24 protein-coding genes are annotated in these 25,117 nt (G+C 44.2%); 13 read left to right on the forward strand and 11 right to left on the reverse strand.

All coding sequences use genetic code 11. The annotated features are described in order from the left end of the window. Window positions 1-15: 15 nt before the first annotated feature. Both folK and IM792_RS00395 read left to right on the forward strand, forming a co-directional pair. The gene (folK, locus tag IM792_RS00390; RefSeq protein WP_194099704.1) at window positions 16-495 is read left to right on the forward strand and encodes a 2-amino-4-hydroxy-6-hydroxymethyldihydropteridine diphosphokinase; all 480 of its coding nucleotides are present in this window, start codon (window positions 16-18) and stop codon (window positions 493-495) included. Window positions 496-519: 24 nt separating this feature from the next. After that, window positions 520-888, forward strand: a complete 369-nt coding sequence (locus IM792_RS00395; protein WP_194099705.1) for an Hpt domain-containing protein — start codon at window positions 520-522, stop codon at window positions 886-888. Here the strand turns inward: IM792_RS00395 and purS are convergent, their stop codons facing one another. Genes purS through rho form a run of 3 tightly spaced genes read right to left on the reverse strand, consistent with a single transcriptional unit; the run spans window position 889 to window position 3,563 of the window. Beyond that, window positions 889-1,143 carry a phosphoribosylformylglycinamidine synthase subunit PurS gene (purS, locus tag IM792_RS00400; protein WP_228084868.1) on the reverse strand — a complete coding sequence of 85 codons (255 nt, stop codon included), beginning with the start codon at window positions 1,141-1,143 and terminating at the stop codon, window positions 889-891. After that, window positions 1,124-1,885, reverse strand: a complete 762-nt coding sequence (locus IM792_RS00405) for a CDP-alcohol phosphatidyltransferase family protein (protein ID WP_347343781.1) — start codon at window positions 1,883-1,885, stop codon at window positions 1,124-1,126. Before IM792_RS00405 ends, purS begins: the two co-directional genes overlap by 20 nt. A gap of 55 nt (window positions 1,886-1,940) precedes the next feature. After that, window positions 1,941-3,563 (reverse strand): transcription termination factor Rho, encoded by a 1,623-nt coding sequence (gene rho, locus IM792_RS00410; protein WP_194099706.1) that lies wholly within the window; start codon window positions 3,561-3,563, stop codon window positions 1,941-1,943. 272 nt (window positions 3,564-3,835) lie between these two features. Between rho and pyrF the strand changes: the two genes are divergently transcribed. Further along, entirely contained in the window at window positions 3,836-4,666 is an 831-nt protein-coding gene (gene pyrF, locus IM792_RS00415; protein WP_194100755.1) for an orotidine-5'-phosphate decarboxylase, read from the forward strand. A gap of 882 nt (window positions 4,667-5,548) precedes the next feature. On the opposite strand, the gene yidC is transcribed toward pyrF, so the two are convergent. The 5 genes from yidC to trpS form a co-directional block, all read right to left on the reverse strand. After that, window positions 5,549-7,354, reverse strand: a complete 1,806-nt coding sequence (gene yidC / locus IM792_RS00420) for a membrane protein insertase YidC (RefSeq protein ID WP_194099707.1) — start codon at window positions 7,352-7,354, stop codon at window positions 5,549-5,551. A 20-nt stretch (window positions 7,355-7,374) separates the two neighbouring features. Then, window positions 7,375-8,985 carry a CTP synthase gene (locus tag IM792_RS00425; RefSeq protein WP_194099708.1) on the reverse strand — a complete coding sequence of 537 codons (1,611 nt, stop codon included), beginning with the start codon at window positions 8,983-8,985 and terminating at the stop codon, window positions 7,375-7,377. A gap of 846 nt (window positions 8,986-9,831) precedes the next feature. After that, on the reverse strand, window positions 9,832-10,599 hold the full coding sequence (gene kdsB, locus IM792_RS00430; protein ID WP_194100756.1) for a 3-deoxy-manno-octulosonate cytidylyltransferase: 768 nt from the start codon (window positions 10,597-10,599) through the stop codon (window positions 9,832-9,834). 67 nt (window positions 10,600-10,666) lie between these two features. Then, window positions 10,667-11,281 carry a deoxynucleoside kinase gene (locus IM792_RS00435; protein ID WP_194099710.1) on the reverse strand — a complete coding sequence of 205 codons (615 nt, stop codon included), beginning with the start codon at window positions 11,279-11,281 and terminating at the stop codon, window positions 10,667-10,669. 191 nt (window positions 11,282-11,472) lie between these two features. Continuing rightward, window positions 11,473-12,468, reverse strand: a complete 996-nt coding sequence (gene trpS / locus IM792_RS00440) for a tryptophan--tRNA ligase (RefSeq protein ID WP_194099711.1) — start codon at window positions 12,466-12,468, stop codon at window positions 11,473-11,475. Window positions 12,469-12,625: 157 nt separating this feature from the next. Between trpS and IM792_RS00445 the strand changes: the two genes are divergently transcribed. The 6 genes from IM792_RS00445 to IM792_RS00470 all read left to right on the forward strand — a co-directional run bounded on the left by IM792_RS00445 (window position 12,626) and on the right by IM792_RS00470 (window position 17,986). Beyond that, on the forward strand, window positions 12,626-13,240 hold the full coding sequence (locus tag IM792_RS00445) for a lysophospholipid acyltransferase family protein (protein WP_228084870.1): 615 nt from the start codon (window positions 12,626-12,628) through the stop codon (window positions 13,238-13,240). Continuing rightward, a complete protein-coding gene (gene gatC / locus IM792_RS00450) occupies window positions 13,237-13,527 on the forward strand; it encodes an Asp-tRNA(Asn)/Glu-tRNA(Gln) amidotransferase subunit GatC (protein ID WP_194099713.1) in 291 nt (96 codons plus the stop codon). Before IM792_RS00445 ends, gatC begins: the two co-directional genes overlap by 4 nt. A gap of 285 nt (window positions 13,528-13,812) precedes the next feature. Continuing rightward, window positions 13,813-14,535, forward strand: a complete 723-nt coding sequence (locus IM792_RS00455) for an ABC transporter ATP-binding protein (RefSeq protein WP_194099714.1) — start codon at window positions 13,813-13,815, stop codon at window positions 14,533-14,535. Window positions 14,536-15,172: 637 nt separating this feature from the next. Further along, the gene (locus tag IM792_RS00460) at window positions 15,173-16,483 is read left to right on the forward strand and encodes an aspartate kinase (protein ID WP_194099715.1); all 1,311 of its coding nucleotides are present in this window, start codon (window positions 15,173-15,175) and stop codon (window positions 16,481-16,483) included. A 39-nt stretch (window positions 16,484-16,522) separates the two neighbouring features. Beyond that, on the forward strand, window positions 16,523-17,683 hold the full coding sequence (gene lysA, locus IM792_RS00465; protein ID WP_194099716.1) for a diaminopimelate decarboxylase: 1,161 nt from the start codon (window positions 16,523-16,525) through the stop codon (window positions 17,681-17,683). Window positions 17,684-17,791: 108 nt separating this feature from the next. Further along, on the forward strand, window positions 17,792-17,986 hold the full coding sequence (locus IM792_RS00470) for a cold shock domain-containing protein (RefSeq protein WP_194099717.1): 195 nt from the start codon (window positions 17,792-17,794) through the stop codon (window positions 17,984-17,986). A gap of 56 nt (window positions 17,987-18,042) precedes the next feature. On the opposite strand, the gene IM792_RS00475 is transcribed toward IM792_RS00470, so the two are convergent. Beyond that, window positions 18,043-18,747 carry a DUF92 domain-containing protein gene (locus IM792_RS00475; RefSeq protein ID WP_194099718.1) on the reverse strand — a complete coding sequence of 235 codons (705 nt, stop codon included), beginning with the start codon at window positions 18,745-18,747 and terminating at the stop codon, window positions 18,043-18,045. A 40-nt stretch (window positions 18,748-18,787) separates the two neighbouring features. Here IM792_RS00475 and IM792_RS00480 point away from each other — a divergent pair, with 40 nt between their 5' ends. Together IM792_RS00480 and IM792_RS00485 are read left to right on the forward strand one after the other, a co-directional pair. Next, window positions 18,788-19,483, forward strand: coding sequence for a class I SAM-dependent methyltransferase (locus tag IM792_RS00480; RefSeq protein ID WP_194099719.1), 696 nt, complete (start codon window positions 18,788-18,790; stop codon window positions 19,481-19,483). Window positions 19,484-19,623: 140 nt separating this feature from the next. Beyond that, window positions 19,624-20,955 (forward strand): HAMP domain-containing sensor histidine kinase, encoded by a 1,332-nt coding sequence (locus IM792_RS00485; RefSeq protein WP_194099720.1) that lies wholly within the window; start codon window positions 19,624-19,626, stop codon window positions 20,953-20,955. A gap of 4 nt (window positions 20,956-20,959) precedes the next feature. Here IM792_RS00485 and IM792_RS00490 read toward each other — a convergent pair whose 3' ends face one another. Further along, a complete protein-coding gene (locus tag IM792_RS00490) occupies window positions 20,960-21,913 on the reverse strand; it encodes a Smr/MutS family protein (protein WP_194099721.1) in 954 nt (317 codons plus the stop codon). 216 nt (window positions 21,914-22,129) lie between these two features. Here IM792_RS00490 and IM792_RS00495 point away from each other — a divergent pair, with 216 nt between their 5' ends. Both IM792_RS00495 and IM792_RS00500 read left to right on the forward strand, forming a co-directional pair. Further along, window positions 22,130-22,627, forward strand: a complete 498-nt coding sequence (locus IM792_RS00495) for a DUF892 family protein (protein ID WP_194099722.1) — start codon at window positions 22,130-22,132, stop codon at window positions 22,625-22,627. Window positions 22,628-22,686: 59 nt separating this feature from the next. Beyond that, window positions 22,687-24,558, forward strand: a complete 1,872-nt coding sequence (locus IM792_RS00500; RefSeq protein WP_194099723.1) for a M1 family metallopeptidase — start codon at window positions 22,687-22,689, stop codon at window positions 24,556-24,558. A 71-nt stretch (window positions 24,559-24,629) separates the two neighbouring features. Here IM792_RS00500 and IM792_RS00505 read toward each other — a convergent pair whose 3' ends face one another. Then, the gene (locus IM792_RS00505) at window positions 24,630-24,995 is read right to left on the reverse strand and encodes a YtxH domain-containing protein (RefSeq protein ID WP_194099724.1); all 366 of its coding nucleotides are present in this window, start codon (window positions 24,993-24,995) and stop codon (window positions 24,630-24,632) included. Between the last annotated feature and the right edge of the window lie 122 nt (window positions 24,996-25,117).

The following is a 25,117-nucleotide window of genomic DNA, read 5'->3' on the forward strand; positions in this document are numbered from 1 at the left end:
TTATATTTTGTTACAATGACACAGGTATTTTTATTGCTGGGAAGTAATTTGGGCGACCGCGAGGCGCTTTTAGCACAAACCATACAACTTATTGAGCAGCGTGTTGGCCCGCTTACGGCGGCATCGGCTGTTTATGAAACACAATCGTGGGGAAAAACGGATGAGCCTGATTATTTGAACCAGGTAATTATGCTGTATACTAATGAAGTGCCTGAAAAATTATTAGATAACCTGCTGAATATTGAACACGAGATGGGGCGGGAGCGACGCGAACGCTGGGGCGCACGGGTTATTGATGTAGATATTTTGTTTTATGGCGATGAGGTGATTAACACCCCGAAACTGCAAATACCGCACCCGCGCCTGCACGAACGCCGTTTTACCCTTGAACCCCTTGCTGAGATTGCGCCCGGCTTTATACACCCGGTATTAAATAAAGATGTTTTGCAGTTACTAAATGAGCTGCATGACAACTTGATAGTTAAAAAATTATAAATTTGTGAATTAGAATTTAGTTGTATGCCAGTTGATCAAGACCTTGACCTTTCATTCCTGTACGAGATTGCTGATGGAAGTGATGAATTTATTGTTGAATCTGTAGGGATGTTCTTACAGCAAACCCCCGAACTGCTTGAAAATATAAGCATTGCCATAGCTGCCGCCGATTGGCCTAATGCCGCGAGCGCTGCCCATAAGTTAAAGCCTAATCTTGGTTTTTTTGGAATGCTTAACAGCCAGGCACTATTGCAGGACATTGAATTGCAATGCAAAACAGGCACGCCTGATGCTGCCGATGTGTTACAAAAATTTAAAACCGTTAGCGATACACTTACAGTAAACCTTGTTGAGCTTGAAAGGGTAAAACAGGAAAAAGAAGCAGGGCTTTAATTAAGCCTGGCGCAATGTGAACGAGTAGCTTTCCATAATAAGGTTGGCCAGCAGGTTTTTGCATGCTTCGTCAACCTTAGCGGTAGCTGCTGCTTCGCTTTCAGCCTCGATCTCTAAAGTAATGTGTTTGCCAATGCGCACGTTCTGAATTTCGGCCAAACCAAGGTTTTTCATGCTGCCGGTTACGGCTTTACCTTGAGGGTCCAATATTTCTTTTTTTGGCATTACATCGATCTCAGCCTGAAACTTTATCATTTGCTAATTTGAATTGAATTAATGATAGGGTGATATAAAATATGATAACCACCGGAACAGCGGCAAATTTAAAAAATAGTATCAATATTGCCGAAAGCAGCAACAGTAAATAGCGGTAAATATTTTTATTGAAGTCGCGATTCTTGAATTTTAACGACATCAGAGGCAGCTCGGCCACCAGTAAAGCGCACATAACCAGTATAAATACAGTTAAAGCGTAGGGGTTAAATAATATTTCGCTAACCTCGGGTATTTGTTGTAAAATAAGCGGGAACGAGGCTATCAATATGGCGTTTGCCGGTGTTGGCAGCCCAATAAAGCTTTCGGCCTGGCGGGTATCGTTGTTAAACTTGGCCAAACGCAACGCCGAAAATACCGGTATCAGGAAAGCAACGAACGGCAGGTAATCACTCACCACACCCATTTGCGGGCCTTGTTGAAAAAATTCGTATAAAATTACCGATGGCAATACGCCAAAGCTCACCATATCGGCCAGCGAATCCAGATCCTTACCTATCCCTGAATAGGATTGAAGCACACGTGAGGCCAGGCCGTCAAAAAAATCAAATATGGCCGATAGGAATATAGCGTACGATGCAAATATCAGATTATCAGCCGTAAAGGTTAATACTATCCCTATACAGCCACTAAACAGGTTAGCACAGGTAATAAAATTCGGAAGGTGTTTTCTGACGCTTTGCTTCATTTCAAGCCATGAAGGTATCAATAAATCAATAATCACGAAGTTACAAGTTAATTTTTGCTAACTTATAAACTTCGCGATTATTAAATTATTATTAGGAATTCATTGAGATCAGGAATTCTTCGTTGGTTCTTGTGCCACGTATCTGGCTTTGCAAAAACTCCATTGATTCCTGCGAATTCATATCAGCAAGGTGATTACGCAGTATCCATATACGCTGCAACGCGTCGCGGTCAAGCAACAGATCGTCGCGGCGGGTGCTTGATGCGGTAATATCAATAGCCGGAAATATGCGTTTGTTTGATAGCTTACGATCCAACTGAAGCTCCATGTTACCGGTACCTTTAAATTCTTCAAAGATAACCTCGTCCATTTTCGAGCCTGTTTCGGTAAGCGCTGTAGCTATAATGGTAAGCGAGCCGCCATCCTCAATGTTACGGGCCGCGCCAAAAAAGCGCTTAGGCTTGTGCAACGCGTTAGCATCCACACCACCAGAAAGTATTTTACCTGATGCCGGGGCAACGGTGTTGTAAGCACGGGCAAGGCGGGTAATTGAGTCGAGCAGTATAACTACGTCATGACCGCACTCAACCATACGCTTAGCTTTTTCTAATACAATGTTGGCGATTTTTACGTGTCTTTCGGCAGGCTCATCAAATGTTGATGATACCACTTCGGCACGTACGCTGCGGGCCATATCGGTAACCTCCTCGGGGCGTTCGTCAATCAACAGGATGATCAGGTATACCTCCGGGTGGTTTTTGGCGATGGCGTTAGCAACATCCTTTAATAACATGGTTTTACCCGTTTTTGGCTGAGCTACGATCAAACCACGCTGACCTTTACCAATAGGCGAGAAAAGGTCCATTATACGGGTTGAGTAGTTGTTAGCGTCAGTAAACAGGTTCAATCTTTCCGACGGGAAAAGCGGCGTTAAGTGATCAAACGGAACACGGTCGCGCACTTCGGCAGGTATACGGCCGTTAATGGCCTCTACACGTACCAGCGGGAAGTATTTTTCACCCTCTTTTGGCGGGCGTATGCTACCACGCACAGTATCACCGGTTTTTAAGCCGAATAGTTTTATTTGCGATTGCGATACATAAATATCATCAGGCGAAGTCAGGTAGTTATAGTCTGACGAGCGAAGGAAACCGTAACCATCAGGCATTATCTCCAATACACCCTCGTTAATAATAACGTTATCAAAATCAAGGTTGATGGCTTCCTGCTGTTTTTGTTGATTAGGGTTAATGCGGCGCTCAAATTTTTGCGGGCGTGGCTCGGCAGGGGCTTCTTGTCTAACAACAGGGGCTTCGGCCTGTACCGGGGCGGCGGCTTCTACAGGTGCTTCCTCAGTTTCTTCGGTAGCAGGTGTTTCATCTTCCGGTAAATCAAACAAGTTGGTATCATTAAGCGGCACCTCTTGCCTGCGGGCAGGCGATGGGTTGGCTGTTTTTACAGTACGTGTTCTTTTACGGGGCCTTTCGGCAGTATCGGCATCAGCTTCCGCCTGGGGTGCTGCATTTTTTTCAGTATAGTTTTGTTCAACAATACTTTGCTGAGCTTTGGCCACTTCAATAAGTTGCTGCTGCTCTTTTATACGTGTTACAAGCTGGGCTTTTCTAAGTTCATCGGCTTCGCCTATACCTAAGCTCTTTGCGATCTCACGCAGCTCAGATACGAGCTTGTCGTTCAATTCAATCTTATCAGACATGATTTGGATTATAGTTCAAAAGAATTATTTTGTTTGACAGGTTATCCCCGCATCCCTACGCAGCACTTTCGTAACTTATGCAACTGTTATAATATTATTAAATAACCCGGAATTTTAAATTGTTTCTTTAGTGCAAGAAAAATTCAAAGAGGAAAACAGTGCAATGTTACTTAAATATTTTCAAATAGCAAATTCTCAAAAATATTTATCGTGTTTAAGGCTAACAGTTTTATTAATTTTTAGTTTTTTTGACCCTTAAATTATTTTGCATGATTTCGAGAGAACAGCTTATTGAACAAATAAAATTAAAGCGCAGCTTTTTATGCGTTGGCCTTGATACGGATATTAACAAGATCCCCGAATTTTTAAAGGAATACCCCGACCCGATATTTGAGTTCAACAAGCGTATAATTGATGCTACTAAGGACCATTGTATATCCTACAAACCCAACGCTGCCTTTTACGAAAGCCGTGGCGTTAAGGGCCTGCAAAGCCTGATAGACACCTATAAATATATACCCAAGGATACCCTGAGTATTATTGACGCCAAGCGTGGCGACATCGGCAATACATCTGACATGTATGCCCGTGCCTTTTTTGATGAGGCCGAAACCGAAATGGGTTTTGATGCCATCACCGTTACCCCATACATGGGTAATGACAGTGTTACGCCTTATTTAAAGTATGATGGCAAGTGGATAATTCTGCTGGCGCTTACCTCATCGGTAGGTAGTAAGGATTTTCAGTATCTGGAAACACCGGACGGTCATTTATTTGAAACCGTAATTAAAAAGGCTAACACTTGGGCCGGTGCCGACAGGCTGATGTTTGTGGTAGGGGCAACCAAAAGCACCGAGTTTACCAACATACGCCAATACGCGCCCGACAACTTTTTGCTAGTACCGGGAGTAGGCGCCCAGGGTGGCAGCCTGGAAGATGTTTGTAAATACGGCATCACCAAAGATTGCGGCCTGATCGTTAACGCGTCACGCTCTATCATCTACGCCTCCAACGGTCATGACTTCGCCGAAGCCGCCCGCGCCGAAGCCCAGAACTTGCAAAAGCAAATGGAAGTTGAGTTGGAGAAGGCAGGGATTATATAACCCCTCCTAAATCCTCCCCGATAGGGGAGGACTTTTAACAATCAATTTTAAAATATTGTCATTTCGACCGAGGTACGAGGAGAAATCTGTCGCTTGGTTATGAACGCGTACAGATTTCTCCTACGTCGAAATGACATGATTTTTTTAATTAATAGTCGGCGAAACCCCTCCCTAACCCTCCCGTGGGGAGGGAATTAATAGTATCTTATAAAAAGCCAACCATATTAAAAGCACAAACCGTAAATAACCTCTATTACCGGCATCAGAAATGCCCGGAGCAGCATAAGCCTTGCCAAAGCATAACCTTTCATCGGGCAGGGCGTAGCCGGCAGTTTTTGCTTCTTTTGTCTGCACAAAAGAAGTTAAGGACAGGTAATGAAGCGATTTTGAGAAGTGCTTTGATTAAGGGTTGTTTTTTAATCATCGTTAGTCTGCTCTTGGGCGCAGGGCCCAGTTACTTTGTCTTAGACACAAAGTAACCAAAAGTCAAGGTAGAAAAAAACTTCCGCCCACAAGGCCATATTCCCTGGCCCGGTTTTCTGCCAGGCTTACGCGCTTTTAACCCCTCCTAAATCCTCCCCATTGGGAGGACTTAAAAAACTCTTGTCATTTCGAACGAGGTACGAGGAGAAATCTATCGCCAGATTAATAAACGTGTACAGATTTCTCCTTCGTCGAAATGACATAATTATTAAGTAGTATTCAAGTCCTCCCCCTCGGGGAGGATTTAGGAGGGGTTGTACAAGGGGTAATCTGCACATGTTCATTAGCAAAGCGACAGATTTCTCGCTATCTCTCGAAATGACAATAATACATTTAAAAACAAAAAAGCCCCTCTCCATCAGGAGAAGGGCTTTGTGAGATAGTTAAGCTCACGTTTTTTTATTTCTTTTTCTGTTGCGCTTGTTGTTGCTGGCGCATCATCTCTTCCAAACGGGCAGAGAAGCCTGATTTTTTCTTTTTGGCATCCTCGGGCTTGGCTTTATTCTCCTGAATTTTGGCGTGGATCTTTTTATCGTCAACCATTAAACGGATAAGGTATTGCTGACCGAATGTTAACATGTTGGCAAGGAAGTAATAGTAATTCAAACCTGCCGGGTAGCTGTTCAGCATACCGAAAAAGATAAGCGGTGTAATATAACCGATATACTTCATTTGGCCGGTAGCACCTGAAAGTTGGTTGTTAAAGTAGGTGTAGATCAGCGTAGAGATGGTCATCAGCAAACACATTAAGCTGATGTGCGTCCAACCGATCAACGGCAGTGGCGAAAATGATAGCACTGCATCATAAGTCGATAGATCCTTCATCCACAGGAAGCTCTCGCCACGCAGTTCAAACAAGCTCGGGAAAAAGCGGAAGAACGCGATAACGATAGGCATTTGCAGCAATAGCGGCAAACAACCACCCAGCGGATTAACACCTGCCTTTTTGTAAAGCTTTAAATATTCCTGTTGTAATAGCGTAGGGTTATCTTCACCAACTTTTGTTTTAATCTCATCCATCTCAGGCTTAAGCACACGCATTTTAGCCATTGATAGGTATGATTTATAAGTAAGTGGCGACAATACCACCTTCAACAAAATGGTAAGGGCCAATATAATTATACCGTAATTCCAGTTAAAGGTGTTAAGCAGGTTAAATATTGGTAATACCGCGAAACGGTTAATGTATTTAAGCGGTCCCCAGCCCATATCAACCTGATCCTGCAAATCATAACCCTGATCTTTAAGGGTGCTGAAACGGTTAGGGCCAAAGTAGAATTCTAATGGGTAAACACCGCTTGCATCCTTAGCAACTGCCAAATCGGCCTTCATTTGCTTAACATCGGTTTGGGTATTTACATCGGTATTTACCGCTAATGTAGCCTTATCAAAACCGGTTTTGCTGATAAGTACGTTCGAGAAAAAGTGTTGCTTGAACGATACCCACTGTACTTTTTTATTATCCTCAATAACGTTCTTCTGCTCATCTTCACTAACACTCAGGTTGTTAACATTGGCATCAACAAATTTATAGTACACGGTAGAGTACTGGCGCTCCTGCTTCATGTCCTTCTCCTGCTTGTGCAGGCTGGCCGTCCAGTTAAGGTTTAGCAAACCGTTGTTACCTATCAGGGCATCCATACCGGTAGGCTTAATGCTTAGGTCAAGCTTAAAGCCTTTGTCGGCAAGGGTGTAAGTGTAGTCAATGTACTGTGTTGGGCTGTAGCTTAAACGCAGGGTTACATTGTTTTTTGAAGCTTGTACCGGTGCAAAGTAAAGCGTAGCCGTGTTAAAACCACGACCGGCAGCATTTATCGTAGTACCAAAGCTGTTGCCATCGCCATCAAATAAAACAAGGGCCTTTTTATCAAAGGTTTTGTAGCCTTTAAGCTCTACCGATTCAACTTTACCACCAAGGGTGCTTAAGTCAACTTTAACATCGCTGTTTTCCAGAACAATTTGCTGGGCTTTGCCGGCTATCGCGGCACCGAACGGGCCTTTCATAGCAGCAGAATCAACAGCCGGTGTTGCAACTGGTGCTGTGCTTTTGGCAACAGCCGATTTTTTGCCGCTTTTTGCTGCCGAGGCAGCTTCGGTGCGCTCTTTTTCTTTCTTTATTTCTTCTGGCGATGGTTTGATCAGGTAAAACCCGCCAACCATTATCAGCATGATCAGGAATAATCCTGTGAATGTATTTCTATCCATTATTTAAAATCGAACAATAATTAATTCTTGCGGGCATAGGCCAGCGAAGCGGCGACAAAGTTAATAAAAAGTGGGTGCGGATTAGCAACTGTTGATTTTAATTCGGGGTGAAACTGCGCGCCTACAAAGTATGGGTGATTTTTAAGTTCAACTATCTCAACCAAACCGTTTTCAGGGTTGATGCCTGATGGTATCATACCCGCTTCTTCGTACTTTTTAAGGTACTCGTTATTGAACTCGTAACGGTGACGATGGCGCTCGCTGATATGTGTTTTTCCGTAGATGGTTGCCGCTCTTGAGCCCTTTTTCAAATCGCAAGGGTAGGCGCCCAAACGCATGGTACCACCTTTGGCGGTAATGTTTTTCTGCTCCTCCATCATGCTGATCACCGGATATTTAGTATCAGGGTTCATTTCGGTACTGTTGGCGCTTTCAAGCTTAAGCACGTTACGGCCAAACTCAACAACCGAACATTGCATACCCAGACATATACCGAAGAAAGGTATATTGTTTTCGCGTACGTAACGGATGGCTTCTATCTTACCTTCGAAACCACGCTCGCCAAAGCCCGGTGCAACAAGTACGCCATGCAGGCCTTTAAGGCGCTCAACGGCATTGCCGGGAGTTAATTGTTCTGAGTGAATGTACTCAACCTTAACCTTACATTCGTTTTTAGCACCGGCATGTATAAAGGCTTCGGTAATTGATTTGTAAGCATCTGGAAGTTCAACGTATTTACCTACCAGGCCAATACGCACTTCAGATGTAGGGTTTTTAAGGCGACCTAAAAAGTCTTTCCAGCTTTCAAGGGCAGGCTCGTTTTTATGCGGAAGTTTGAATTTTGTCAGTACCGTTTTGTCCAGCTGCTCTTTAAGCATCAGCAAAGGCACGTCATAAATGGTTGATGCATCTATTGATTCAATAACCGCGTTGATGTTCACGTTACAGAACAGGGCTATCTTTTTACGCAGCTCCTGGGTTAAGTGATGTTCGGTACGGCAAACCAATATATCAGGCTGAATACCATACTCCAGCAACATTTTAACAGAGTGTTGTGTCGGTTTGGTTTTCAGTTCGCCCGCGGCAGCCAAAAACGGCACCAGGGTAAGGTGAATAACCAGTGAGTTGCTTGAGCCAACTTCCCAGCGGAACTGGCGCACAGCCTCCACAAACGGCAACGATTCAATATCGCCAACGGTACCACCAATTTCGGTGATCACGATATCATAATCGCCGCTCTCGCCCAAAATGCGGAAGTTGCGTTTTATCTCGTCGGTTATGTGTGGTACCACCTGTACGGTTTTGCCCAAAAAGGCACCTTCACGCTCTTTGTTAATAACGTTTTGGTAGATACGGCCGGTAGTGATGTTGTTTGATTGCGAGGTTGGGGTATTCAAAAAACGCTCGTAATGGCCAAGGTCAAGGTCGGTTTCGGCACCATCCTCGGTAACGTAACATTCGCCGTGCTCATAAGGGTTCAGCGTACCCGGATCGACGTTAATATAAGGGTCGAACTTTTGGATAGTTACGCGGTAACCACGTGCCTGTAAGAGTTTAGCTAATGATGCGGAAATAATACCTTTCCCTAACGACGAAGTAACGCCGCCCGTAACAAAAATATACTTGGTCATGTTGTTTTTTGAATTTTAGCGACAGTTTTAACCTGCCACCAAATTGTTTGTGTACGGGATACAAAGGTAAGAAATTTTAACAGTTTTTTGTGGTTGTTGAGAAATTGGGTGATGTTGAAATGTGCAGGTGTATAATTTATTGGTTGATAGTGGAGTGGGAATGATTTTTTCAACTTTGTCATTCGAGAAATCTGTACGCGTTTATTGTATGGTATAGATTAACCCCTTCTAAATCCTCCCCGAGGGGAGGACTTTTATGGAACTTTATCAATTTTGTCATTTCGACAAAGCAGAAATCTACACGAGTTCATGCTAAGCGAGAGATTTCTCTCTCGTACCTCGTTCGAAATGACAAAAAGTATAATAAAAAAGCGCGGTGGCCTGGCAGAAAACCGGGCCAGGGAGTATGGCCTTGCGGGTGGAAGGTTTTTTCTGCCTTGATGTTTGGTTACTTTGCATCTAAGGTAAAGTAACTGGGCTCTGCGCCCAAGAGCAGGCTAACGATAATAAAATACAGCATCTTCATTAAAGCACTTTCACTGCTAATGAGCACAAGGATGTGCTTTATTGATCGATAGTGGTTGTCACTTTCTTTTTTGCAGAAAAAAGAAAGTAACCAAAGAAAAACTGCCGGCTACGCCCTGCCCGGTGAAAGTTTGTGCTCTGGCAGGGCTTGTGCTGCTCCGGGCATTTCTGATGCCGGTAATAGAGGTTATTTGCGGTTTGTGCTTTTGGTGCTTAGATATTAATACCCTCCCCATGGGAGGGTTAGGGAGGGGTTTAGCGAACTATTATTTCCTCTCTATGTCAGTATGCTTTTACTTTTTTAAAGAAACGACACCAATCTTACAAATTCAACAACTTCAAATCTTCCGGCGTATCAATAGCATGAGTTTCCAGCTCTGTTTCGGCAACTTGTATGCGGTAGCCATTCTCTATCCAGCGGAGTTGTTCAAGTTTTTCGGCGGTTTCGAGTGATGATACCGGGAGTTTGGTTATTTGCTGCAATACATCGGCACGATAGCCATAGATGCCTATGTGTTTAAAATAGGTGTGGAATTCCAGCCAGTTCTCAGGTTCTTCGCCGCGCAGATGGGGCAGGGGCGAGCGTGAAAAATATATAGCCTCAGATAGTTTATTGATCACCACTTTGGGCGAGTTGGTATTCAGCAGCTCCTGCTCGTTTTTTATGCGTTTAACGAGGGTGGCTATTTCGGTTTGGGCATTATCAAAGCAATTCGCCAGCTTGCTAATTTGCTCCGGGTCAATATACGGTTCATCACCCTGAATGTTGATGATCACCTGGTACTGCGGGTGTTGTAAGGCTACTTCGGCACAACGGTCGGTGCCACTTTGGTGGTCACTGCCCGTCATTACGGCGAGGCCGCCAAAGTTGGTAACGTGGTCAAATATGCGCTCATCATCCGTAGCTACCATTATGGCGGCAAGGTCGGCACATTTGGATGCCTGCTCGTAAACACGCTGTATCATGCTCTTGCCCGCGATGTCAACCAATGGCTTGCCCGGAAATCGGCTCGACGCGTAGCGTGCAGGTATAATACCAAGAACAGAGCCCCTCCCGGCCTCCCCTGAAGGGGAGGTGATGTTTTGCATATTTGATATATCGGACATATTTAACAAGATATTATTAAGTCCCCCTTCGGGGGGATTTAGGGGGCCACTAAAACAACCCGTGTATCTCCCTCTCTATCATCTGCACAATGGTGGCCATATCCTCAGTATTATTGGCAAAGTCGAGGTTATCCTTATCCAGCACCAGTAGCTTACCGAGTTCATAACCGGTTATCCATTTCTGGTATTTTTCATTCAGTTTTGATAGGTAATCGAGCCTGATGCCGCTTTCGTATTCACGGCCACGGCGCTGTATGTTGTTTACCAGCGTGGGTACCGATGCCTTAAGGTAAATCAGCAGATCGGGCGGTTTGATGAACGAGGTTATATTGTCGAAAATAGAGCGGTAGTTCTCATAATCGCGCGTGGTCATGAGGCCCATATCGTGCAGGTTTTCGGCAAAAATAAAGGCATCCTCGTAAATGGTACGATCCTGTATCACATTACGACCGCTCTTTTGTATTTCCAGTATCTGGCGGTAGCGGCTGTTCAAAAAGTATATTTGCAGGTTAAAGCTCCAGCGTTTCATGTCGCTGTAAAAATCCTCAAGGTAAGGGTTGTTATCAACGGCCTCAAAAAGCGGCTCAAAGCCGTAATTTTTAGCCAGCATTTCGGTGAGGGTAGTTTTACCGGCTCCTATGTTTCCTACAATAGCAATGTGCATGTGCGTTTGGTGTAGTTAAAAGTTCATGGTTGATAGCTCATAGTTCATGAATGATATTTAAGGCTAAGTTCAAATGCTTAAGGCCATAAGCCATCAACCATTAACTATGAACCAATAAATATACACCAACAACCACTAAGTGTCAAAAAAGTTGTAAGGTATTGCTGTTTAGCAGCGTAACTGGCTTGCCGCTAAAACTTACGGAAGCCTATTATTTCGCGTACTTCACGTATGGTTTTAGTGGCGCTTTCGCGCGCCTTTTCGGCACCAAGACTGGCCACACGGCTCAGGTAGGCCGAGTCATTGGCTATTTCATTAATACGGTCGCGAATAGGGGCGGTGGCGTTCACCATATCCTCGGCAAGTTGTTTCTTGAGGTCGCCGTAGCGCACCTGCATGGTGTTGTACAGGTTATCAAAGTGCTGGTAAGTATCTTCGGTTGATACTACTTTCATCAAATCGAACAGGTTTTGTATCTCCTGCGGTTTTTCCTGGTTCTCAACGGTAGGGCCGCTGTCGGTAACGGCACGCATTACCTTTTTGCGGATAATCTCCGGCGCGTCAGACAGGTAAACGGCATTGGCCTCACCCTCTGATTTGCCCATTTTGCCCTTACCATCCAATCCCGGAATTTTTACCAGGTTGCTCCCATAGCTAAAGGCATACGGCTCTGGGAAGTAATCGTTATTATAAAGCCTGTTAAAGCGGTTGCCAAAGGTGCGTGCCATTTCAAGGTGCTGCTCCTGATCTTTACCCACCGGCACCTTAGTAGCTTTATGGATGATAATATCCGCCGCCATTAAAACCGGGTAGGTTAATAAACCGGCATTAACATTATCGGGCTGTGCGCGTACCTTATCTTTAAATGATGTACTGCGTTCCAGCTCGCCTAAATAAGCGTTCATGTTCAGGTACAGGTATAGCTCAGCAACCTCGGGCACGTCCGACTGTACATATATGGTGGCCTTCTCCGGGTCAATGCCCGCGGCAAGGTACTCTACCAAAACATGTTTTACATTGCTGTGCAGGTTGGCGGGGGTAGGGTGTGTGGTTAGTGAATGCAGATCGGCAATGAAAAAGTAGCAGTTATATTCGTGCTGCATCTTTATAAAATTCTGTATTGCACCGTAATAATTGCCCAAATGCAAATTTCCGGTCGACCGTATTCCACTAACAACTGTTTCCATAGGGGCGAAAGTAAGAATTTTTATATTTTTGGCATCGATGAAAATGTTTTTGAGAAAGGCCCATGCCCGATTGTACAGGTACAGTGTAGGCTTTTTTTACTTCGTTTTCTGGCCCCTGCTATACTATTTTTCCCGAAAGCCCGAGCGTTATGCCAGCATGAATAAAGTGCGCCGCGCATGGGGTTTTGTTAGCTCGCTGGTAGCGGGTATTACCTACAATATCGATATTGAACAAAAGATAGACTGGAGCCGCACCTACATCATTTGCCCCAATCATACCTCCAACCTCGATATTACGGCCATGAGCATCGCCATAAAAAACAACATTTGTTTTATGGGTAAGGATGAATTGCTTGATGGGCTGGTTACCGGCTTATTTTTCCGTACGGTTGATATTCCGGTTAATCGCGAAAGCAAAATGTCATCATTCCGGGCATTTAAAGCCACTGCCGAGCGTTTGCAGAAAGGTGTTACCATGATCATCTTCCCCGAAGGTACCATTCCTGATATTTATCCGCCCGAGTTGATCTCGTTCAAGAATGGTCCATTCAGGCTGGCCATTGAGCATAAAATACCTATCATTCCGGTAACATCACTTAATACCTGGCAAATTTTATGGGATGATGGCCTTAAATATGGCAGCAAACCGGGTGTTTGTAATATATTTGTACATAAGCCCATTGAAACGGCTCATTTAACAGTTGATGATACCGATGCCCTGCGCGATCAGGTTCACAGCATCATCCAGCAAAAACTAAATACCGCATCATGACCATTGATAAAGAAACCGTTGATAAGATAGCTCACCTTGCCCGCCTTGAACTGGCCGATACCGAAAAGCAGGAGCTAATGAAGGACATGAGCCAGATACTCGACTTTATGGCCAAACTTAACGAGGTTGATACATCGGGCGTTGAGCCCCTGGTATACATGACCAACGAAGACAACGCCCTACGCGAGGACATAGTAAAACAAGAAATAACCACCGAGCAAGGTTTACTAAACGCGCCCAAACACGATGAAAGCCACTTTTTGGTGGCTAAGGTGATTGACCGTTGATACCTTTTCTTAACCTTGATTTACTTGATTTGAGGATTTCTTGATTCTTTTGTCTTTGACAGTTGATTAGATTTTGATTTCACTGATGACGTTGATTTTAACAATCAGTATCATTCAATCACGGTAATCCTCAAATCCCTAAAATCATGGTACAGAAAAAAATCAAGTCCATCCCAAAACCCCTAAAATCAAGGTCAAGACAATCATCAGCGGAATCCACGAAATCAAAATCCAATCAGCGGTGTAACAATTACCCACTAACCATAGTCAAACCAATAAAAGCGCATGCAGCCACTTATTAGTATTAAAGATATAGGCCGTAAATATGTTATTGGTACCGAGGTTATCCACGCGCTAAAATCGGTGTCGTTGAGTATAAATAAGGGCGAGTTTGTGGCATTGATGGGGCCTTCGGGTTCAGGTAAATCAACCCTGATGAATATTTTGGGTTGTTTGGATACGCCTACCAAGGGCGAATATATATTGAACGGCATCAACGTAAGTCACATGACGGATGATGACCTGGCCGAAGTGCGTAACGCCGAGATAGGTTTCGTTTTTCAAACATTCAACTTATTGCCCCGTAATACTTCGCTGGAGAATGTGGCCCTGCCGCTGGTGTATGCCGGTATCAGTAAAACCGACCGACTGGCACGTGCGCACAAGGCCTTAGAAAATGTTGGTTTAGGTAACAGAACAGATCACCGCCCAAACGAACTTTCGGGCGGGCAGAGGCAGCGTGTAGCGGTAGCCCGTGCGCTAATTAACAATCCATCCATCATATTGGCTGATGAGCCTACCGGTAACCTGGATACTAAAACCTCCATCGAAATAATGGGATTGATAGAGGATATACATTCCAAAGGCAACACCATTATATTGGTTACGCACGAGGAGGATATAGCCCAGCATGCGCACCGCATTGTGCGTATGCGCGATGGTTTGATAGAGAAGGATTATCAAAACCCCGATATACACACCGTATCAAAACAAAAGGAAATGTTATAACAAAAGAGCCGCTGTTAAAGCGGCTTTTTTTGGTTTTTAGTAAATTTTCTCCATACATACTTATACCCGGTGATACTTTCGTGCTGCTTTTGCGGGTAGCCATACATAACAATCTTTTAAGCAATGCGCGCAAAAAAAGCGGCGGATAGGCAAAAAGAACAATAGCGCACCGAGAGGATTTGACTTACTCTCGAAATGATAAGGCGCTCCACAACCGCACCTTAACGTTGATTTTTCGGTTTTCATAAAATGTAAATAATAACACGGCTTAATTAGCATAGCTGCTATCAAGCTTTCTTGATCACAAATATTCCTCAGTTAAATTCAGGTTTATGTATCTTGGTGAATACACAATTACAGCGTATAGACCAAATAATCCGCCAAAGGTTTTGCCTGTTGTTTTAAATTATTGATAAATTATTGATAAATTATTGATTTTCAGTTAAAAATATTATTATTAATAAGCCGTAAACAAGAGATGATATTTACACTGTTGTTTGAATAATAACGATGGTTACTTATTCAATCTGAATTTAATGCGGCTAAAAGCGCCTATAACTGCTTAAAAATCCTATTTTTAGCGCCGCAAAAATTGGTGCAGCAAGATCAGTTTTTCAGTTAAATCAATTTACGTAAGATGAAGGTTTTAAAATTCGGAGGCACATCAGTAGGCAGTCCTGAAAGGATGAAAAAGCTGCTTGATATTGTTGATGTTTCTCAACGTCAGATCGTGGTGCTATCGGCCGTATCGGGCACTACAAACAGTTTAGTTGAAATAAGTCAGGCATACCTTGTTGGCGATAAGCCCAAGGCCGCCACATTAATTGCTGCATTAAAAAATAAGTACGAAGTTTTTATAACAGAGCTTTTTGCCAGCGAACAATACCTGGCGCAAGGTAAAGAGGTAATCGATTATCATTTTAACCTGCTTAGCGGTTTCGCTAATGATCTGTTCACCAATATTGAGGATAAAGTAATACTGGCGCAGGGCGAGTTGCTGTCAACCACGCTATACCATGTTTATTTGAAGGATATTGGCGTTCCATCGGTATTACTGCCCGCGCTCGATTTTATGAAGATAGATGAGGATAACGAGCCGGTGGTTGATTATATCACCTCGCACTTAACCCCGCTGTTGGATAAACACCCGGACAATAACCTGTTCATCACCCAGGGCTATATTTGCCGCAACAGCTTTGGCGAAATAGATAACCTGCGCCGTGGCGGCAGCGATTATACCGCATCACTAATAGGGGCGGGCATACGCAGCGAGGAAGTGCAGATATGGACAGATATTGACGGCATGCACAATAATGATCCGCGTATAGTTAAAGGTACGCAGCCTATAGCACAGCTATCATTTGATGAGGCTGCCGAGCTGGCTTATTTTGGCGCCAAAATATTGCATCCGCAAAGCGTGTTCCCGGCGCAAAAGTATAAAATACCGGTACGCCTGCTTAACACTATGGATCCACAGGCGCAAGGCACCCTGATCACCATAGAGAGCGAAAAAAACAAAATAAAATCAATAGCCGCTAAGGATGATATTACCGCCATTCGCGTACAATCAAGCCGTATGTTGCTGGCTTATGGTTTTTTAAGGCGCATATTCGAGGTATTTGAGCGTTACAAAACTTCTATCGATATGATCACCACATCAGAAGTTGCCGTATCATTAACCATTGATGATACCCGCTACCTGAAGGAGATAGAAGCCGAGCTGAATACCTTTGGTACCGTAGAGATAGAAACACACCAAACCATTATTTGTGTAGTGGGCGATTTTGGTACCGATAAACATGGCTATGCCGCCCGCGTGCTGGAGGCTGTAAAGCATATCCCGTTAAGGATGATATCATACGGTGGCAGCGAGCACAACCTATCGTTACTGTTAAAAACCGACGAAAAAACAGAGGCGCTGCGCAGTTTGCACAGTCGCTTATTTTAATATACCATACTGTTGGGTATTTAAATTTTGATAAAAGAGATGTTCAATAATAAAGTTATAGATCGTTTCCAAAACCTGGAAACACCTTTTTACTACTACGATCTTGATTTGCTGCGTAGCACATTGGCCGCATGCAGCGAGGCATCGGGTAAATATGGTTTCCATGTGCATTACGCCATGAAGGCCAATTTTGACAGCAAAGTGGTAAGTGCCATACAATCATACGGTTTTGGTGCCGATTGCGTGAGCGGTAACGAAGTACTATCAGCCATAAAACATGGCTTTAGTAAGGATAAGGTTGTTTTTGCAGGCGTAGGTAAATCGGATAAAGAAATAAACGCCGCTTTAGATGCCGATATCTTCTGCTTCAATGTAGAATCGGTACAGGAGTTGGAGGTGATCAACGAGCTGGCAGCAGCCCGCGGTAAAAAAGCGCGTGTGGCTATCCGCATAAACCCAAATGTTGATGCACATACCCATCATTACATCACTACCGGTTTGGATGAAAACAAGTTCGGTATAAATACCTGGCAGCTAAATGATGTGGCCGAAAAGCTACGTAGCAGCGCCAACCTGGAATTCATCGGTATACACTTTCACGTAGGTTCGCAAATTACGGATATGGAGGTTTTCAAAAGCCTATGCATCCGCATTAACGAAATGCAGGAGTGGTTTGAAGATCGTGGCTTCCAAATCAAGGTGCTTAACGCCGGTGGCGGTTTAGGTGTTGATTATTACAGCCCTGACAATAACAACGTAGCCGATTTTGAAAGCTACTTCAAAGTGTTTCACGACTTTTTGAACATTAAACCCGGTCAGGAAGTGCATTTTGAACTGGGCAGGGTATTGGTAGCGCAATCATCGGCATTAATATCCCGAGTGTTGTATGTTAAAAACGGCCAGCGCAAGAATTTTTTGGTGCTTGATGCCGGCATGACCGAGCTGATACGCCCCATGTTGTATCAGGCCTATCACCAGATAGATAACCTGAGCCGCACGCCCGAAAATGTGATAGACGCGGTTAAGTACGATGTTGTTGGCCCGATATGTGAAAGCACGGATTGTTTCCGTAAGGATGTGGAGATGCCGCAATCATACCGTGGCGATATTATAGCTGTACGTACTGCCGGTGCCTATGGACAGGTAATGGCATCGGGCTATAATTTAAGGGATACCATACAGAGTGTATACTCTGAATAGGAATATATCACAGTAAAGTGGTTGTAATGTCAGCTAATGGGCGTGGCTTTAAATAGTTTGCGCATTGCCGATTATTATACCTACCTTGCGCGCTTTAATAACAATACAATGCAAAAACAAGGAACAGTAAAATTCTTCAATGTTACAAAAGGTTTCGGCTTTATAGTGCCTGATAGCGGCGAGCAAGAAATTTTTGTACACTCAACCGGCCTTATCGATGAGATACAGGAGAACGACAAAGTGGAGTTCGAGGTTGAGAACGGCCGTAAAGGTCTGAATGCGGTAAAAGTAAAAGTTATATAATAATATACCCTTTATTGATCGTTTACAAAAGCACTGGTATTATACCGGTGCTTTTTTTATGCCATTAACCCGGCAGCTACAGCACCAATAAGCGTAGCTAAAAAGTTAACCATATTGTTGCCAAGATAGTGCTTACGTTCAAGCACGGCACCTAATATCGAATCGGCTAAATTACCGGTAAGTCCGCCCATGGTAATTGCCGCGAAAGCCCATCCCCAGCCAAAATATAAGCAGTAGATAGCGGCTATCAGCATACTACCTGCAACACCTAATAAAGTGCCCTCAAGGCTGATCACCCCATCAAGTCCGCGAATATCTTTCTTCAGGCTGATGATGTTGTAAAAGCGCTTGCCATACACCATCCCCAATTCACTCGATGCTGTATCGCCCGTGGCGGTGGCGAAAGCGGCGGCTATCATCAGCATAAATAGAGCTTTATATTCAGGCATCAACAGTATCATTAGGGCTAATAAGGTGGCCATACCGCTATTGGCCAATACCTGCCGGGCATCACGCGGAGCGGCATCGGTTTGCTCAATTTTTTGTTTCAATGCCTTTTTATGCGATGTAGCTAAGGTGCCGATGATGAAAAAGGCCGTCATCAATATCACCCCGATAAAGCCCGTCGCCATGTAGAGCAGTAAAGCCGTAACCACACCGGTAATGGCAGCCAATGGCGTAAGCTTGCGTTTGTACAGGGCAAATACTACACCCAATGTTAGCAGTAAAGCCAGTAAAATGTATTGTGTGGTGTTGCTCATGGTTCGGCATCAAATATAAATTATTTACTTTGTGGTATATATGAGCGATATTTTAGGGCAGGCCATTCACGATCATCATCAGGGCGATAAAGGCAGTAAACTTTGGATATACAACCGCTACGGCCCAAGGGAGGAGATGCCGGTGCGTACCTATTTTAGGGACGAGGATGGTATGCCCGACCTGGAGTGGGGCGCCCTTAACCATTGCCGCGGCACCGTGCTTGATGTTGGTGCCGGCGCGGGCAGCCACAGCCTTATTTTACAGCAATGGGGCCGGGAAGTAACCGCGATGGATATATCGCCATTAGCGGTTGATGTGATGACCGCCCGCGGTGTGCAGAATGCAATACAGGCTGATATTTTTACCTATGCCGATAAAAAGTTTGATACACTGCTGCTGTTGATGAACGGCATTGGCCTTGCCGGAGATCTGGATGGGATGCGCCGCTTTTTACGCCATGCCAAAACCCTGTTAAATGATGACGGGCAGCTGCTTTTTGATTCGTCGGACGTTAGCTATTTATACCCCGACGGCACTCCCGAAGGTGATTATTATGGCCAGATATGGTATCAATATGCCTATAAAGGGCAACGTACTGACTGGTTTAGCTGGCTGTATGTTGACGAGCAAACCATGCTGAAAATTGCCGCCGAAGAAGGCTGGAACGCCGAGGTTATTTTTGAGGATGAGTACGGGCAGTACCTGGCACAACTTACTCTTAAAAGCTCTTTGTAAGTAAATGGCAAGTTTATTTAACGTTAACATAAAAAAATGTCACTATTAATTAAAATGTATTTTTTTTATGGTTGTTTAATGTAAAGCCGATTACCTTCACGTAAGCGTCCCCACATTAATACTACTACTATTGCCGCGTTATGCCGAATAAACTACCTGATTTAATCAAAAAATTGATCGGCGAGCCTGCGGAGTTCATTCTGGAGCAGCGTATTTTTCATACCGTGTGTGTGGTAACCATGTTCGCGCTGTTTCTTAACGTCATCTTCAACTTTTTGCTGGATATGCCATACCTGGCCGTTTTTATGATGGTTAGCATCGTGCTGGTGTGGGTAGCATATTATTTGTCGAGGTTCAGCAGGCATTTTGGTGTCAGCATAGTGATGTACAATATTTTGAGTAATTGTCTGCTCATATTTAACTACTTCAATAATTCGGGCAGCCAGGGGCCAACGGTGCTTATATTTTTGCTGGCCTGCTTTATCAATATATCGGTAGTGCCCAAAAAACAATACTGGTTTTGGATAAGCCTCAATATACTGATAGTACTCACCCTAACCGGTATTGAGTATTTTGATGAAGATGCCATACCAATAACCTATCCCGACAGGGAAAGCCGGTATATCGATCTGATGTACTCGTACCTGGTAGTGGCGGTTATTACCTCCATTGTTACCACTTACATACGGCGGAGTTATTACTTTGAGCGTTTACAGGTTGAACATAAGGCCGAGGAGCTGGAGCAATCAAACGTTACCAAGAACAAGCTTTACGCTATACTGGCGCACGATCTGAGGGCGCCGTTGAGTTCTATCCAAAACTACCTGGAGATACTGTCGCAATTTAAGCTGGAGGAGGATGAGCGCATGTCCATCAAAAAGGAATTGCTCAACGCCACGCAGAATACGCAGAAGATGCTGTCTAACTTACTGACCTGGACAAAATCGCAAATGGAAGGCGTGAACGTTAACTTAGCTACCATACAACTGACCGACGTTTTGCAAACCACCCTGCAAATACAAAAGAATGAGGCGCAGCGTAAAGGTATAACCCTGATCAATAACCTGGAAGATATAGCCCCCGTGGTAGCCGACCCGGATATGTTGCAGCTTATTGTGCGCAACCTTATTAACAACGCCATCAAATTCAGTAATTCGGGCGATACTATCGAGATTAATTCAGCTTATGATGAGCAGGAGTGCTGCATCAGCATTATTGATACCGGCATAGGTATTCCGCCCGATCAGCAAACCGAAATGTTCTCGCTAAAGGCACGCTCAACCTACGGCACACGTAACGAAAAGGGGGTAGGCCTTGGCTTGCTGCTGTGCAAGGAATTTACCGAGCTACAGGGCGGCAAAATATGGTTTTCGAGTGAGCCGGGCAAAGGTACTACCTTTTGCCTCGGCCTTAAAATACATACCGGCGACAGCTTTGTAAAAAACGAGCTTGAAGCCGCTACCCTCAGCTAAACCGCTATTTCAAAATGGCCTTGGTTGCGCCATAACCAAATTTCTCTTTACGGGCATCCATAAAGGTTTGTACCTTGTTATTGCGGCCTAATGCCTTATGCAACTCGTGGCGCAATATGCCGTTGCCCGCGCCGTGAATAAAAACTATCTCGGGCAGTTGGTGTACAATGGCGGCATCAAGCTTTTTGTTGAAATGATCTAACTGTATCTTCAATATTTCGGCGCTGCCTAAAAAGTGGTGATCATCGCGCAGCTTTTCAATATGCAGGTCAACCTCGGTGGCGGGTTTGCCAACAACCTCAGTTTTTTCTTCGGCAGATTTAAAAAAGCTTTCCTTTAGTTTGTTGGCATCAATTACCAGTTCATCCTCATCCAGCCTGAACATCCAGCCTTGCTCACCGGTTACAGGCAGCTTTTGTTTGGCTCCGGCAAAATCCTTCGCCTTAAATTTTTCAGTGTATACAAACGGGGCAGGGGGCTGCACGTTTTGCGTGGTATGGTAAATAATGCTGAAACTCAGCTTAGGCCAAACCTGTAAGTCGGCTAATTGAGCCGAATATACCAGTACGCTTGATTTGGGTTGGATGATACCCGCGTACTCGCCCCTGAATTTTTTATCCTGCTCGCCATAAACCGATACCAGCAGTTGAAACGATGTAGTATTGATCAAATGAAAATGCGCTACCGAACTGGCACGTGAATCGGGCACGGCGGCAAGGTAAATACCCCGGCTAATGAATTCACCGGCAGGTATCAAAACAGGCGCGGCCGCTTTCGGAATGTCCTTATCGTCAGTGTCCATATGTCCGTATACTGATGTTACCTTGCTGGCTAAAACCGGTATCTCAAAACCATCCTCGCCGGTAACGCCGATCATCTGCTCATCAATAATACGGGTAACATAGCCTTCCAGCTTCTCATCAATAAACCTTACAAAATCGCCTAACTTGTGCTTCATGCCGCAAAGTTAAGGCAATAGCAGCCAATAAGTAACATGGTGAGGTAATTTACTATGTATATTTAATCTGCTGTTTTTTACAGAGATTATATTACCTTAACTAAAAATATAAAAGCTGTTTTTGTTGTTGCACCATCATTTTTTTGCGGTTTTTAAATACAATTTGGCCGTTGGTGTGTTAAGTTCAATATTAAACTATTTGAAAAAAAAACAATCATGCTCGCTACTCAACCTAATATGGCCCAATTCAACAAACTGTTTTTGCATAACCTTAACAGATTGTATTTTGGTAAAACTTATCTTGCCGGTAAAATAAAAGACCTTGTTGAACTGGCCTCCTTTAACTCACTTAAGTTAGCGCTGGAAGAATTTGCCGACGACCTGAAAAAGCAAACGGACAGGATGGAGTTGATATACACCATCATCAACGAAAAACCATCAGACGCTAATTGCAACCCGATCAAAGCTATTGTTCGCGATAATTTTTGTTTGGATGAAAAGCAGGATATGCCGGTGCTTGTTGACAGCGACATTATGCTGTACCTGCAAATGCTGGAGCATATTAATATTACCGCCTGCCACATGCTTAAATTACTGGCCGATAAGTTGGAGCATCCCGAAGTAAAGCAACTGCTTATTGAATGTTTTGACGAGGCTGTTGATAACGATGGCCTGTTCGCGCTGATAGCTAAAGAATACCTTGGGGTTGAATAATTAAGCATATTAGCATAGCTTTACAGCAATTACATAAATTAACTTGCTGACCTCACACTATGCTTAAAAAATTACTCATCACTACATTGCTTGGTGCCGCAGTTTACCAAACCCAGGCACAAAGCCTTTACATGCCGCGCGATATTAAGGCGGCTTTCGCCAAACAAACCCGCTCGCCTAATGGTAAGCCGGGTAAAAACTACTGGCAAAACCGCGGTCGTTACAATATTACCGTAACGGTTGATCCGGCCACGCGCAATGTTAAGGGTACCGAGCAGATCACCTATATTAATAACAGCCCGGACACGTTGCGTTTGCTTAACCTCAAGTTTATACTGAATACGCACCGCCCGGGGGCAGCCCGCTTTTCATCAACACAACAGGATTACCTTACCGAAGGCATACAGATTGATAAGATGCAGGTTAACGGCGATACCCAGAAGTGGAACAACGAGCCATCGGGCACTAACCGTGGTTTAAGGCTTAGCAAACCGCTTATGCCCGGCGATTCACTGAAATTGGATATCGACTGGCATTTCCTGGCATCGGTACAAAGCGGCAGGGAGGGGATGCTTAACCCATCAACCATGTTTCTGGCGTATTTTTACCCGCGTGTAGCCGTATACGATGATTACAATGGTTGGGATACCCTCGAATTTTTAGATGCGCAGGAGTTTTATAACGATTTTAACGACTATACCCTTAACGTAAAAGCGCCTAAAAACTTTATAGTTTGGGCAACCGGTACGCTGCAAAATGCCAAGCAGGTATTACAGCCTGAGTATTACAAGCGTCTGCAAAAATCATTCACCAGCGATTCAACCATACACGTTGCCACTGCCGATGATATTGCCAAGAAAAAGGTTACTGCGCAAAACGATCTGAATACCTGGACATGGACAAGCACCAACATTAGCGACGTGGCCCTGGCCGTGAGCGATAATTATGTGTGGGATGCCGCCAGTGTGATAGTAGACCCGAAAACAAAGCGCCGCGCCAGTATGCAGGCCGCCTTTGCCGATTCGGCTGCCGATTTTCATAAGGTAGTGCAGTTTGGCAGGCACAGCCTGGGTTGGTTATCGCAAAACTGGCCGGGTGTACCTTATCCGTTCCCTAAAATGACATCAGTAATGGGCTTTGCCGATATGGAGTACCCCATGATGTGTAATGATAGCCATACCGAGAGCTTTGACTTTACACAATTTGTACAGGATCATGAGATAGCGCACACCTGGATGCCGTTTTACATGGGTATAAACGAAAGCCGTTATGCCTTTATGGATGAGGGCTGGGCAACCACCTTTGAATTGCTGATAGGCACTGCCGAGTTTGGCAAGCAAAAAGCCGAAAGCCTGTTCAAGCAATTCCGTGTAGCGGGTTGGATCAATAGTAAATCAACCGTTCAGGATCTGCCGATCATTACCCCATCAAGCGAGTTGCGTGGCGGTTACGGTAACAATGCCTACGGCAAACCGGCCTTAAGTCACTTAGCGTTGAAGGATATGCTGGGCGATGAATTGTTTAAAAAAGCGCTGCATGGCTATATGGATCGCTGGAATGGTAAACACCCTATTCCGTGGGATTATTTTAACTCGATGAGCAATGTATCAGGTCAGGATCTGAACTGGTTTTTCAATAACTGGTATTTTACTAATTACTACATTGACCTGGCCGTACAAGGCGTTAACAAGGCCGATGGAGGTTACAGTGTAGCCGTACAAAACGTAGGCGGCTTTGTAGTTCCGTTTGATGTTAAGGTTACTTATGCTGATGGCAGTACTGAAAGCGTACACCAAACCGCCGCTGTTTGGAAAGCTGATCAAAAGCAGACATCTATCGCCATAAAAACTACCAAAACCATACAAAGCGTAACGCTTGATGGAGGCATATTTATGGATGCTACCGTAAAGGATAATACTTTTAAATTATAATAGCATCAGCCCTGAAAAAGAAAAACCCCGGCCATCAAATGGTCGGGGTTTTTCTTTTTATATGGTTAACTTTATGAGTTCTGAACTGCGTTGTTCCAGTTGTTGGCTGTGTCTTTTACAGCGCCTTTGGCTTCGCCTACATATTCGCTGCCTTTAGCTTTGGCGGTATCAACCAGGGTATCGGTATAGTCGGATACGTTTTCGCTAGCATGCTGAAATTTAGCTTTAGCTTTATCAACAACACTGTTGCTGTAATCTTTAACGGTTGAAGCCGCTTTGTTTGCTTTCTCTTTAGTGGCATCAAGCAGGTCGCCAAAATAATCGGCAATATCTTCGCGGGTTGCTTTACCACTATCCGGTGCCAGCAGTAAGGCTGCTGCCGCACCTGCCGCCGCGCCAATTAATAACGCGGCAAGTAATTTTGATTGATCTTTCATGTCTTTCTTTTTTATAGATGATTCTAAGTTTTAACAAAATAGGATAGCCCTGGTTTAGATTATTTTATAAAAAGTTAGATGCACAATTGTTAAACGTTATTTTTATAGGTGTATTGTAACTG

This window comes from Mucilaginibacter sp. JRF (assembly GCF_015223065.1).
GTDB lineage: Bacteria > Bacteroidota > Bacteroidia > Sphingobacteriales > Sphingobacteriaceae > Mucilaginibacter.

What these genes read in the sequence shown, in the direction of transcription:
- folK (WP_194099704.1), top strand. Translation starts at nt 16, where the DNA reads ATGACACAGGTATTTTTATTGCTGGGAAGTAATTTGGGCGACCGCGAG.
- IM792_RS00395 (WP_194099705.1), top strand. Translation starts at nt 520, where the DNA reads ATGCCAGTTGATCAAGACCTTGACCTTTCATTCCTGTACGAGATTGCT.
- purS (WP_228084868.1), bottom strand. Translation starts at nt 1,143, where the DNA reads ATGATAAAGTTTCAGGCTGAGATCGATGTAATGCCAAAAAAAGAAATA.
- rho (WP_194099706.1), bottom strand. Translation starts at nt 3,563, where the DNA reads ATGTCTGATAAGATTGAATTGAACGACAAGCTCGTATCTGAGCTGCGT.
- yidC (WP_194099707.1), bottom strand. Translation starts at nt 7,354, where the DNA reads ATGGATAGAAATACATTCACAGGATTATTCCTGATCATGCTGATAATG.
- IM792_RS00425 (WP_194099708.1), bottom strand. Translation starts at nt 8,985, where the DNA reads ATGACCAAGTATATTTTTGTTACGGGCGGCGTTACTTCGTCGTTAGGG.
- kdsB (WP_194100756.1), bottom strand. Translation starts at nt 10,599, where the DNA reads ATGCAAAACATCACCTCCCCTTCAGGGGAGGCCGGGAGGGGCTCTGTT.
- IM792_RS00435 (WP_194099710.1), bottom strand. Translation starts at nt 11,281, where the DNA reads ATGCACATTGCTATTGTAGGAAACATAGGAGCCGGTAAAACTACCCTC.
- trpS (WP_194099711.1), bottom strand. Translation starts at nt 12,468, where the DNA reads ATGGAAACAGTTGTTAGTGGAATACGGTCGACCGGAAATTTGCATTTG.
- IM792_RS00445 (WP_228084870.1), top strand. Translation starts at nt 12,626, where the DNA reads ATGAATAAAGTGCGCCGCGCATGGGGTTTTGTTAGCTCGCTGGTAGCG.
- gatC (WP_194099713.1), top strand. Translation starts at nt 13,237, where the DNA reads ATGACCATTGATAAAGAAACCGTTGATAAGATAGCTCACCTTGCCCGC.
- IM792_RS00455 (WP_194099714.1), top strand. Translation starts at nt 13,813, where the DNA reads ATGCAGCCACTTATTAGTATTAAAGATATAGGCCGTAAATATGTTATT.
- IM792_RS00460 (WP_194099715.1), top strand. Translation starts at nt 15,173, where the DNA reads ATGAAGGTTTTAAAATTCGGAGGCACATCAGTAGGCAGTCCTGAAAGG.
- lysA (WP_194099716.1), top strand. Translation starts at nt 16,523, where the DNA reads ATGTTCAATAATAAAGTTATAGATCGTTTCCAAAACCTGGAAACACCT.
- IM792_RS00470 (WP_194099717.1), top strand. Translation starts at nt 17,792, where the DNA reads ATGCAAAAACAAGGAACAGTAAAATTCTTCAATGTTACAAAAGGTTTC.
- IM792_RS00475 (WP_194099718.1), bottom strand. Translation starts at nt 18,747, where the DNA reads ATGAGCAACACCACACAATACATTTTACTGGCTTTACTGCTAACATTG.
- IM792_RS00480 (WP_194099719.1), top strand. Translation starts at nt 18,788, where the DNA reads ATGAGCGATATTTTAGGGCAGGCCATTCACGATCATCATCAGGGCGAT.
- IM792_RS00485 (WP_194099720.1), top strand. Translation starts at nt 19,624, where the DNA reads ATGCCGAATAAACTACCTGATTTAATCAAAAAATTGATCGGCGAGCCT.
- IM792_RS00490 (WP_194099721.1), bottom strand. Translation starts at nt 21,913, where the DNA reads ATGAAGCACAAGTTAGGCGATTTTGTAAGGTTTATTGATGAGAAGCTG.
- IM792_RS00495 (WP_194099722.1), top strand. Translation starts at nt 22,130, where the DNA reads ATGCTCGCTACTCAACCTAATATGGCCCAATTCAACAAACTGTTTTTG.
- IM792_RS00500 (WP_194099723.1), top strand. Translation starts at nt 22,687, where the DNA reads ATGCTTAAAAAATTACTCATCACTACATTGCTTGGTGCCGCAGTTTAC.
- IM792_RS00505 (WP_194099724.1), bottom strand. Translation starts at nt 24,995, where the DNA reads ATGAAAGATCAATCAAAATTACTTGCCGCGTTATTAATTGGCGCGGCG.